Below are 10242 nucleotides of genomic sequence, written 5' to 3'. Positions count from 1 at the left end.
CCTCGCGGGCGCCCGGCGCCGGCCGCGGCGCTGCGCGACGGCGGCGCGCCGCTCAGTTCCGCGTCCGGGCAATAAAGCGCCACCGCAACGCCAGCGCCGCGGCCAGGATGAGCGTGGCCAGGCCGGCCGACAGCCCCATCGCGGCCTGCGCCCCGTGCCGCCCGACCACCCAGGCATAGGCCAGCGGCGCGGCGGCGGTCAGCAGGAAGCTGGGGATCAGCAGGACGCCGACCATCGCGCCATAGCCGCGCAAGTCGAACAGCGCCAGCGGCAGCGTGCCACGCGTGATGGTCAGCAGGCCGTTGCAGGCGCCATACAGCAGCGCGTAGGCGGCCAGGGCCAGGAGGTGGCCGCCAGACAGCAGCGCCAGCACGAAGCCCAGCGGCAGCAGGGCGGACACGGCCAGCGTCAGGGTCAGCGGATGCAGGCGCGAGCCCAGCGCGACGTCGGCCAATCGCGAGGCGAACTGGCCCACGCCCCACAGCGCGGCGACGTTGACCGCCAGCGCCTTGGCCAGGCCCAGGCCAGACAGCAGCGGGATCAGGTGGGCGGCGTTGCCGGCCGCCAGGAAGTTGGTGAGCATGGCGATTGACGCGTACAGCAGGCTGGCCAGACGCCGTTCGGAGGCGTTGCGTGCCAGGCCGGCGCCAGCCTGGCCGGCGGCCGGGACCGGCGCGGCGTAGCGGGCGCGCGGCAGCGCCAGGTACAGGGGCACGGTCGCCAGCGCCAGCGCGCCATAGGCCAGCACCGCGCCGCGCCAGCCGAGCCAGTCCGACAGCGCGTGGCCCACCGGCCACATGACGGTCGAAGCGAGGCCGCCGAACAGGGTGATCTGCGACATCGGCCGGCGTGCTGCCGGGCCGGCGGCGCGCGCCAGCGCGGCGAACGCCGCGTCATACAGGCACAGCCGCATGCCCACGCCCAGCAGCATCCAGGCGGCGAAATAGGCGGCCAGGCCATGCGCGGCGGCCAGCGCGGCGCAGGCGGCGGCCGCCAGCGTCGCGCCGACCGGCATGACACGGTGTCCGCCCCATTGGTCGACCGCGCGGCCGGCCAGCGGCGACACCAGCGCCATGACCACGATGGCGCAGGAGAAGCCGCCGTAGATGGTGGCCGGGTCCCAGCCCAGGTCGGCGGCCATGTCGGGCCCCAGCGCGCCGATCAGGTAGAAGGTCACGCCCCAGCCGACCAGTTGCGTCAGCCCCAGGCAGACCACCGCGCGCGGCGGGATCATGGGCGTTGCGGCGGCGTGCTGTCGCCTTCGCCCAAGGCGCGCTGCATCAGCACCGTGTCGCGCCATTCGCCATGCTTGTGGCCCACCGAGCGCAGCGTGCCGACCGGGTGAAAGCCCTGGCGTGCGTGCACCGCCAGCGACGCGGCGTTGCGGCTGTCTCCCACCACCGCCAGCATCTGGCGCCAGCCGGCCGCGGTGCAGCGTTCGACCAGCATGGCCAGCAGCCTGCCGCCGATGCCCAGGCCGGCGCGGCCGGCCTTGACGTAGACCGAATCCTCGACCGTGTGGCGGTAGGCGGGGCGCGGGCGATAGGGCGTGACGTAGGCATAGCCCACGACCTCGCCGTTGATCTCGGCCACCAGGTAGGGCATGTCCTTTTCCAGCACGCTGGCGCGCCGCTGGCGCATTTCCTGGATCGACGGCGGTTCCAGTTCGAACGACGCGGTGCCGTGCTGCACGTGGTGCGCGTAGATGGCCTTGATGGCGGGCAGATCGGCATCCGCGCTGTCGCGGATCAGGAGGGTGGGGGCGGCGGGTTGCGGCATGGCGGGTTCGCGGTCGGAGCGTCAGGATGGGTGAAAAAAACCAGCCGCCAGTGTGGCGCAAGGTCATGCATAAACATAGCTTTGGTCTATTATGATTTTCATAAGCAAAACTTTGGATCAGGCGGAGGCGTGAGGGCATGCGGGGACTCAATCTGGACGCCCTGCGCACCTTTGCGCGGGTGATCGAACTGGGCAGTTTTTCCGCCGCCGCCGAACAGGGCGGCATCACCCAACCCGCGGTCAGCCTGCAGGTGCGCCAGCTCGAGCGCCGCTTCGGCCTGAAGCTGGTCGAGCGGGTCGGCCGGCGCGCCGGGCCCACCGCCGCCGGCCTCGAACTGCTGACCCACATCCGCGCCATCGACGCCGCGCTGGCGCAGGCCGAGCAGGCCATGACGGCGCACGCCTCGCAAGTGACCGGGCGCGTGCGCCTGGGTACCGGCGCCACCGCCTGCACCTATCTGCTGCCGCCGCTGCTGGCCGGCCTGCGGCGGCGTTTTCCGGCGCTGGACGTGGTGGCCAGCACCGGCAATACCGCCGACATGCTGCGCGGCCTGGAAAACAACACGCTGGACATCGGCCTGGTGACGCTGCCCGCGCCCGGCCGCATGATCGAGGCCACGCCGGTACTGGAAGACGAGTTCGTGGCCATCTTCCCGGCGCGCGGCCCCTTGGGGATTCCCGACGCGGTGACGCCGCAGGCGCTGGCGGCGCTGCCGCTGGTGCTGTTCGAGCCGGGCGCGCGCACCCGCCGCCTGGTGGACGATTGGTTCGAGCAGGCGGGGGTGGCGGCCAAGCCGGTGATGGAACTGGGCAGTACCGAGGCCATGAAGGAAATCGTGGCCGCTGGCCTGGCCTGCGCGGTGCTGCCGCGGCTGGCAGTCAGCGGCGCTGGCCAGCGCGCCAGCCTGGCGGTGCGTGCGCTGACGCCGCGCCTGGCGCGCACGCTGGCCGTGGTGGTGCGCCGCGATAAGCCGCTCAGCCGCGGGCTGCGGCACCTGCAGGAAGCGCTGCTGGCGTTGCGCACGTGAACGCATAGGGGTGGAACACGTCCACCGGCAACTGGTTGCAGGCCTCGACGCAGTCGCGCACGGCCGCCATGTCGGTGAAGTTCAGGCCGCTGGCAATGCCCTGGCGGTCCAGGTTCAAGGCCAGCGTCACCAGGTCGACGTTGCCGGTGCGCTCGCCGTTGCCGAACAGGCAGCCTTCGACGCGCTCGGCGCCGGCCAGCAGCGCCAATTCGGCCGAGGCCACGGCGGTGCCGCGGTCGTTGTGCGGATGCACGCTCAGCACGATGCTGTCGCGCCGCGCCAGGTGGCGGTGCATCCATTCAATCTGGTCGGCGTACACGTTGGCGCTGGTGCATTCCACCGTCGACGGCAGGTTGACGATCATCTTGCGCGCCGGGGTCGGCCGCCAGATGGCGCTGACGGCATCGCATACCTCCAGCGCGAAATCCAGTTCGGCCAGGCTGAAGGTCTCGGGCGAATACTCATAGGTCCATTCCGTTTCCGGATGCGCGTCGGCCAGCGCGCGGATCTGGCGCGTGCCGGCCAGCGCGATTTCCTTGATCTCGGCGCGGCTCATGCCGAAGACGATGCGGCGCCATTGCGGCGCTATCGGGTTGTACAGATGCACGATGGCGCGCGGCGCGCCGCGCAGCGCTTCGAAGGTGCGTTCGATCAGGTCGGGCCGCGACTGGGTCAGGACCTCGATGGTGACATCGGCGGGGATGCGGCGTTCCTCGATCAGCTTGCGCACGAAATTGAAATCGGTGTCCGACGCGGACGGGAAGGCGACTTCGATCTCCTTCAGGCCCACGGCCACCAGTTGCTCGAACAGACGCAGCTTGCGCGCCGCGTCCATGGGGTCGATCAGCGCCTGGTTGCCGTCGCGCAGGTCGGTGCTCATCCAGACCGGCGGCGCGCTCGGGCGACGGGTCGGCCATTGGCGCTCGGCATAGTCGCGCGAGAAGGGCTGGACGGGGCGGTACTTGTGTTGGGGATGGTCGAGCATGGAAACCTCCGGCCGCGCGCGGGCGCGGCGTGTCTGGGGCCGCCGGTCTGCGGCGGCGGGGCGGGCAAGGGAGGTGGCGGACGGGCCCGTCAGAGGGCCCGGGGCTGCCGGGCGGCCACGGGGCGCAAGGCCCGGCAACCGCGCGCTAGTCGTAGCGTCGAGGGCACGGCGTCCGATGTCGCGGCCACGCGCGCGCGCCGGCCGTGCGCAGCGGCGCAGACGGCGGGGCAGTGGGAACGAAGACGCATGATCGGGGGCCGGTAACTGGAAAACGAAGGGGAAGTACGGCCAGCATAGGTACACTGGAAAAGACCGTCTACCGCCAGTTGGACATGAATCGTCGAGAAATGGACAAATCCAAACCCCCGCCACGCCCGTCCGGACCGCGCACGCCCGTCGATCTGGACCTGTTTCCGTACGAATCCTCGCTGCGCCCGGTGGCGGCGCTGGCGGTGGACTACGAAGACGGGCATCGCGTGCGCCGCCACCGGCACCGCCGCTCGCAGCTGGTGTATGCGATCTCGGGCGTGATGGTGGTGGATACCGACGCCGGCATCTGGGTGGTGCCGCCCACGCGCGGCGTGTGGGTGCCGGCCTGGGTCTCGCACGCCATCCGCATGAGCGGCGAGCCGCGCATGCGCACCGTGTTCGTCGAGCCCGGCGCGGCCGCGCACCTGCCCGCCGAGTGCTGCGTGCTGTCGATCTCGCCGCTGCTGCGCGAGCTGATGGTGGCGGCGGCCGAGGTGCCGCTGGACTGGAAGCCCGGCACCCGCGACGGCCGCCTGATGATGCTGTTGCTGGACGAATTGAAACAGGAACCGGTGCTGCCGCTGCACCTGCCGCAGCCGTCCGAGCCGCGCCTGGCGCGCATCTGCCGCGCCATCGTGCGCCACCCCGAGCGCCAGGCGGGCGCGGCCGACTGGGCGCGGGAATTGGGGGTGGATCCGAAAACGGTGCACCGCCTGTTCCTGCGCCACACCGGCATGACTTTCGGCCGCTGGCGCCAGCAGGCGCGGCTGCTGGCGGCGATGGAGCGGCTGGCGCGCGGCGAGCGGGTGCTGGACGTGGCGCTGGACCTGGGTTACGACAGCCCGAGCGCGTTCGCGGCCATGTTTCGCAAGGCCTTGGGCGAGCCGCCCAGCGCGTTCGCGGCGCGCGGCGCGGCGTCCGCCTGATGGCCGCGCGGCGGTCTTGGGGCGGCCTCGGCGCGGCCCGCGGCCGCTGTGGGCCGGAACCAGCGTATTATTTACCGTTTTGCCGCCCACGCTAATAGCCTGAGACAAGATCATGCCGCACTACCGTTCCCGCACCTCGACCCACGGCCGCAACATGGCCGGCGCCCGCGCCCTGTGGCGCGCCACCGGCATGAAGGACGGAGACTTCGGCAAGCCGATCATCGCGGTGGTCAACTCGTTCACGCAGTTCGTGCCGGGCCACGTGCACCTGCGCGACCTGGGCGCGCTGGTCGCCAAGGAAATCGAGGCCGCCGGCGGCGTCGCCAAGGAATTCAACACCATCGCGGTCGATGACGGCATCGCCATGGGCCACGGCGGCATGCTGTATTCGCTGCCTTCGCGCGAACTGATCGCCGATTCGGTCGAATACATGGTCAATGCGCACTGCGCCGACGCCATGGTCTGCATCTCGAACTGTGACAAGATCACCCCGGGGATGCTGATGGCCGCGATGCGCCTGAATATTCCCGTGGTGTTCGTGTCCGGCGGCCCGATGGAAGCCGGCAAGGTCAAGTCGCCGACCGACGGCAAGGTGATCGCCAAGATCGACCTGATCGACGCCATGATCAAGGCCGCCGACCCCAACGTGTCGGACGCCGACGTGGCCGAAGTCGAGCGCAGCGCCTGCCCCACGTGCGGCTCCTGTTCCGGCATGTTCACCGCCAACTCGATGAACTGCCTGACCGAGGCCATCGGCCTGGCGCTGCCGGGCAACGGCACCATCGTCGCCACGCACGCCTGGCGCAAGGGCCTGTTCGAGCAGGCCGGCCGCCTGGTGGTGGACCTGTGCCGCCGCTACTACGTCGAGGAAGACGCCTCGGTGCTGCCGCGCAGCATCGCCACCAAGAGCGCGTTCCAGAACGCCATGGCGCTGGACGTGGCCATGGGCGGCTCCACCAACACCGTGCTGCACCTGCTGGCCGCGGCGCAGGAAGCCGGCGTCGACTTCACCATGGCCGACATCGACCGCATTTCGCGCAAGGTGCCGTGCCTGTGCAAGGCCGCGCCGGCCACTGACAAGTACCACATCGAAGACGTGCACCGCGCCGGCGGCATCCTCGGCATCCTGGGCGAGCTGGCGCGCGCCGATCTGCTCGACGTGTCCTGCGGCAACGTGCACAGCGGCACGCTGGGCAACGCCATCGCGCAATGGGACGTGGCTGGCGGCGCCGGCGAAGCGGCGCAGAAGTTCTACCGCGCGGCGCCCGGCGGCATTCCCACCACCGTGGCTTTCAGCCAGGACGCCACCTTCCTGACGCTGGACACCGACCGCAAGACCGGCTGCATCCGCAGCAAGGAAAACGCCTACTCCAAGGACGGCGGCCTGGCCGTGCTGTACGGCAACCTGGCCGAGAAGGGCTGCATCGTCAAGACCGCGGGCGTGGATGAATCGCAGTGGGTCTTCACCGGCCGCGCGCGCGTGTTCGAAAGCCAGGACGACGCCGTCGAAGGCATCCTCGGCGACAAGGTGGTGGCGGGCGACGTGGTGGTGATCCGCTACGAAGGCCCCAAGGGCGGCCCCGGCATGCAGGAAATGCTGTACCCCACGTCCTACCTGAAGTCCAAGGGCCTGGGCAAGACCTGCGCGTTGTTCACCGACGGTCGTTTCTCGGGCGGTTCGTCGGGCCTGGTGATCGGCCACGCCTCGCCCGAAGCGGCCGAAGGCGGCACCATCGGTCTGGTGCAAGAGGGCGACACCATCGAGATCGACATCCCCAACCGCAAGATGCATCTGGCCGTGTCCGACGAGGAACTGGCCCGCCGCCGCGCCGCGATGAACGCGCGCGAGGATGGCGGCTGGCTGCCGGTGGGCCGCGAGCGCGTGGTGTCGCAGGCCCTGCAGGCCTACGCGGCGCTGGCCACCTCGGCCGACCGCGGCGCGGTGCGCGACCTGTCGCAGCTCAAGCAGAAGCGTTGATTCCCCGCCTGCCGCGGGTTCGATGACAAAGCGGCGCCTGGTGCGCCGCTTTTCTTTTGTCCGGGGCGATCGTGTTCCGGTCGTCCGGCGCGTGCCGCAAACCGGCGTGTTTGCCTTTTTTTGACGCATATCGCCGGGGTTCCCTGCGGGCGATGCCGCGATTGTCGCGGCCTCGCGCTATAAAATCCTGATACTTGTGATCAGGAGTCATGAATGGCGCTCAATTCCGAGGCCCTGCGGCTGTTCCTGGGCGTGGTCGACGCCGGCTCGATGAGCGCGGCCGCCGAGATGCTGGGCCAGACCGCGTCCGGCGTCAGCCGCGGCCTGTCGCGCCTGGAGGAAGACCTGGGCGTGACCCTGCTGACCCGCACCACGCGGCGCATGGAACTGACGGCCGAAGGCGCGCACTTCCTGCAGAAGGCGCGCCAGATCGTGCAGTCGCTGGAAGAGGCCGAGGAGTGCATGCGCATCGTGCACCAGCAGCCGGCCGGCCGTCTGCGCGTGGATGCCTCGGTGCCGGTGATGCTGCATTGCGTGGTGCCGCATGTGGCCGATTTCCGCCGCGAGTATCCGGCGATTTCGCTGGAGCTGACCAGCAACGACCGCATCGTCGACCTGATCGAGCACCGCACCGACGTGGCCCTGCGCATGGGGCCGCTGAACGATTCCACGCTGCATGCGCGGCCCATGCGGCCGCGTCCGCGCTGGCTGATGGCCAGCCCGGACTACCTGGCGCGGCGCGGCGTGCCGCGGACCGTCGAGGATCTTGCCAGCCACGAACTGCTGGGCTTCACCCAGCCCGAAAGCCTGAACGTCTGGCCGCTGCGCCACGCCGGCGGCTCGACCTATCTGGCCACGCCCACGCTGGCCACCTCCAGCGGCGAGACCCAGCGGCACCTGGCGCTGCGCGGCGTGGGCATCGCCTGCCTGTCGGATTTCGTGTCGCGCGACGACCTGCGCGCAGGGCGGCTGGTGCGCATCATGGAAGACCTGCACACCGACTATCTGCAGCCGATGCACGCGGTGTACTACCGCAATACGCAGCTGTCGCGGCGTATTGCGTGCTTCCTGGATTTCTTCGCCAGCCGGTTGTAAAAACGGGCGTCTGGCGCGGCTGTTGACGGTCCGCGCCAGACGCCTTGCGCGTTGCCGCTTGCCTTAGCCGTGCAGCGCGCGGCCGAAGGCGGCCAGCACCGATTCGTGCAGCGTTTCCGACAGCGTCGGATGCGCGAACACAGTGTGCATCAGGTCTTCCTCGGTGGCCTCCAGCGACGCCGCCACGCCGTAGCCGGCGATCAGTTCGGATGCCTCCGGGTGGATGATGTGCGCGCCCAGCAACTCGCCGGTCTTCGCGTCGAACACGGTCTTGACCAGGCCCTGGTCCTCGCCCATGGCGATGGCCTTGCCGTTGCCGGCGAAGGTGAACTTGCCCACGCGGATCTCGCCGCCCGTGGCCTTGGCGTGGTCGCGGGCGCGCGCCTCGGTCATGCCGATGCTGGCGACCTGCGGGTGCGAGTAGGTGCAGGCGGGAATGCGCAGCGGGTCGAGCGGATGCGCCGGCAGGCCGGCGATGGCTTCGACGCACAGCACCGCCTCGTGGCTGGCCTTGTGCGCCAGCCACGGCGCGCCGGCCACGTCGCCGATGGCGTAGACGCCGGGCTCGGCGGTGCGGCCCAGGCCGTCGGTGACGATGTGGGTTTTCTCCACTTTCACGCGGGTCTGCTCCAGGCCCAGGTTCTCGACATTGCCGACGATGCCGGCGGCGACGATGACGCGCTCGGCTTCCAGTTCGAACGATTTGCCCTGTTGCTCCAGCACGGCCTTCACGCCCGTGGCCGTCAGGCTGGACGACTTGACCGCGCACTGCGTCAGCACGCGGATGCCTTGCTTCTCGAAGGCCTTGCGCGCCAGCGCGGAGATCTCGGCGTCTTCCTGCGGCAGGATGTCGGCGGTCATGTCGATCAGCGTCACCTCGGCCCCGACCGCGCGGTAGAAGCTGGCGAACTCGGCGCCGATGGCGCCCGCGCCCACCACCAGCAGCGACTTGGGCAGCGCCGGCGGCGTCAATGCCTGGCGGTAGGCCCAGATGCGTTCGCCCAACGGCAGCGCCGGCAGGTCACGGGCGCGCGCGCCGGTGGCCAGGATGATGTGGCGCGCCGACAGCGTGGCGCCGTTGTCGAGCGCGACGCGGCCGCCGCCGGCCAGCCTGGCGCTGGCGGCCAATACCGTCACGCCGTTCTTTTTCATCAGGTGCGCCACGCCCTGGCCCAGGCGGCCGGCGACCTTGCGCGAGCGCGCCACCATCGCGGCCAGGTCGGGCTGGGCCGCGCCCGCGCCGGTCACGCCGTACTGCTCGGCCTCGCGGCAGGCGCGCAGCACGGTGGCGCTGTGCAGCAGCGCCTTGGTCGGGATGCAGCCCCAGTTCAGGCAGATGCCGCCCAGCTCGGCGCGCTCGACCAGCGCGGTGGACAGGCCCAGCTGCGCCGCGCGGATCGCGGCCACGTAGCCGCCAGGGCCGCCGCCCACCACCACCAGGTCAAACGAAGTCTTGGTCATGGCGGGACTCACAGCAGGATGCGCACGGGGTTTTCGATCAGCGCGCGCAAGGCGGCCAGCCAGCGCGCGCCGACGGCGCCGTCCACCACGCGGTGGTCGGCCGACAGCGTCACGGTCATGACGGTGGCGGCCTTCAGGTCGCCGTTGTCGTCCACCACCGGGCGGCGCTCGGCCGCGCCCACCGCCAGGATGGCGGCCTGCGGCGGGTTGATGATGGCGGCGAACTGCTTGATGCCGTACATGCCCAGGTTGCTGACCGTCAGCGAGCCGCCGGTGAATTCCTCGGGCTTGAGGCGATTGACCTTGGCGCGGCTGGCCAACTCGACGATTTCGGCGGCGACGGCGGACAGCGGCTTGACGTCGGCGTCGCGCACGATCGGCGTGACCAGGCCGCCGTCGGTGGCCACGGCCACGCTGATGTCGGCGCCGGCGTGCAATTCGATGGCGTCGTCGTGCCAGCTGGCGTTGACCTCGGGCACCTCGCGCAACGCCAGGGCGGCGGCGCGCACGATGAAGTCATTGACCGACAGCTTGACCGCGCCGCCCTGGTTGGCCTGCGCGCGCAGGGCCAGCAGCGCGTCCATGCGGCAATCCACCGTCAGGGTGAAGTGCGGCACCTGCTGCTTGCTTTCGGTCAGGCGGCGGGCGATGGCGCGGCGCATGCCGGAATGCGGCACGCGGCGGCTGGCGGCGCGATGGGCTTGCGGCGCGGCGGCGGCGGGGGCGCGGTCGCGCGCGGCT

9 protein-coding genes are annotated in these 10242 nt (G+C 70.7%); 4 read left to right on the top strand and 5 right to left on the bottom strand.

Annotation, left to right across the window (positions count from 1 at the left end):
• Positions 1–52: 52 nt before the first annotated feature.
• Positions 53–1234, bottom strand: coding sequence for an MFS transporter (locus HV701_RS26020; protein WP_175135887.1), 1182 nt, complete (start codon positions 1232–1234; stop codon positions 53–55).
• Positions 1231–1779: a GNAT family N-acetyltransferase gene (locus HV701_RS26015; RefSeq protein WP_175135886.1), complete on the bottom strand. Its 549-nt coding sequence runs from the start codon at positions 1777–1779 to the stop codon at positions 1231–1233. The genes HV701_RS26020 and HV701_RS26015 overlap by 4 nt, the downstream gene beginning before the upstream one ends.
• 137 nt (positions 1780–1916) lie before the next feature.
• Between HV701_RS26015 and HV701_RS26010 the strand changes: the two genes are divergently transcribed.
• Positions 1917–2807, top strand: coding sequence for a LysR family transcriptional regulator (locus HV701_RS26010; RefSeq protein ID WP_175135885.1), 891 nt, complete (start codon positions 1917–1919; stop codon positions 2805–2807).
• Here HV701_RS26010 and HV701_RS26005 read toward each other — a convergent pair.
• Positions 2755–3792 (bottom strand): 2-isopropylmalate synthase, encoded by a 1038-nt coding sequence (locus HV701_RS26005; RefSeq protein ID WP_175135884.1) that lies wholly within the window; start codon positions 3790–3792, stop codon positions 2755–2757. The two genes, HV701_RS26010 and HV701_RS26005, sit on opposite strands and share 53 nt — an antisense overlap.
• 332 nt (positions 3793–4124) lie before the next feature.
• On the opposite strand from HV701_RS26005, the gene HV701_RS26000 reads away from it, so the two are divergent.
• The 3 genes from HV701_RS26000 to HV701_RS25990 all read left to right on the top strand — a co-directional run bounded on the left by HV701_RS26000 (position 4125) and on the right by HV701_RS25990 (position 8040).
• On the top strand, positions 4125–4967 hold the full coding sequence (locus HV701_RS26000) for an AraC family transcriptional regulator (protein ID WP_175135883.1): 843 nt from the start codon (positions 4125–4127) through the stop codon (positions 4965–4967).
• Between the two features lie 112 nt (positions 4968–5079).
• Positions 5080–6945, top strand: coding sequence for a dihydroxy-acid dehydratase (ilvD, locus tag HV701_RS25995; RefSeq protein ID WP_175135882.1), 1866 nt, complete (start codon positions 5080–5082; stop codon positions 6943–6945).
• Between the two features lie 213 nt (positions 6946–7158).
• The gene (locus HV701_RS25990) at positions 7159–8040 is read left to right on the top strand and encodes a LysR family transcriptional regulator (protein ID WP_175135881.1); all 882 of its coding nucleotides are present in this window, start codon (positions 7159–7161) and stop codon (positions 8038–8040) included.
• 63 nt (positions 8041–8103) lie between these two features.
• Here the strand turns inward: HV701_RS25990 and lpdA are convergent, their stop codons facing one another.
• Together lpdA and HV701_RS25980 are read right to left on the bottom strand one after the other, a co-directional pair.
• Positions 8104–9501, bottom strand: coding sequence for a dihydrolipoyl dehydrogenase (lpdA, locus tag HV701_RS25985; protein ID WP_175135880.1), 1398 nt, complete (start codon positions 9499–9501; stop codon positions 8104–8106).
• Between the two features lie 8 nt (positions 9502–9509).
• On the bottom strand, positions 9510–10242 hold a 733-nt coding region (locus tag HV701_RS25980), incomplete at its 5' end, for a 2-oxo acid dehydrogenase subunit E2 (protein WP_175135879.1).

Source organism: Achromobacter pulmonis (assembly GCF_902859765.1).
Classification (GTDB): Bacteria; Pseudomonadota; Gammaproteobacteria; order Burkholderiales; family Burkholderiaceae_B; genus Achromobacter; species Achromobacter pulmonis.
The sequence above is the reverse complement of the archived record's forward strand: the minus strand, read 5'-3'. Positions and strand labels throughout refer to the sequence as shown.

What these genes read in the sequence shown, in the direction of transcription:
- HV701_RS26005 (WP_175135884.1), bottom strand. Translation starts at nt 3,792, where the DNA reads ATGCTCGACCATCCCCAACACAAGTACCGCCCCGTCCAGCCCTTCTCG.
- HV701_RS26015 (WP_175135886.1), bottom strand. Translation starts at nt 1,779, where the DNA reads ATGCCGCAACCCGCCGCCCCCACCCTCCTGATCCGCGACAGCGCGGAT.
- HV701_RS26020 (WP_175135887.1), bottom strand. Translation starts at nt 1,234, where the DNA reads ATGATCCCGCCGCGCGCGGTGGTCTGCCTGGGGCTGACGCAACTGGTC.
- HV701_RS26000 (WP_175135883.1), top strand. Translation starts at nt 4,125, where the DNA reads ATGAATCGTCGAGAAATGGACAAATCCAAACCCCCGCCACGCCCGTCC.
- HV701_RS26010 (WP_175135885.1), top strand. Translation starts at nt 1,917, where the DNA reads ATGCGGGGACTCAATCTGGACGCCCTGCGCACCTTTGCGCGGGTGATC.
- HV701_RS25990 (WP_175135881.1), top strand. Translation starts at nt 7,159, where the DNA reads ATGGCGCTCAATTCCGAGGCCCTGCGGCTGTTCCTGGGCGTGGTCGAC.
- lpdA (WP_175135880.1), bottom strand. Translation starts at nt 9,501, where the DNA reads ATGACCAAGACTTCGTTTGACCTGGTGGTGGTGGGCGGCGGCCCTGGC.
- ilvD (WP_175135882.1), top strand. Translation starts at nt 5,080, where the DNA reads ATGCCGCACTACCGTTCCCGCACCTCGACCCACGGCCGCAACATGGCC.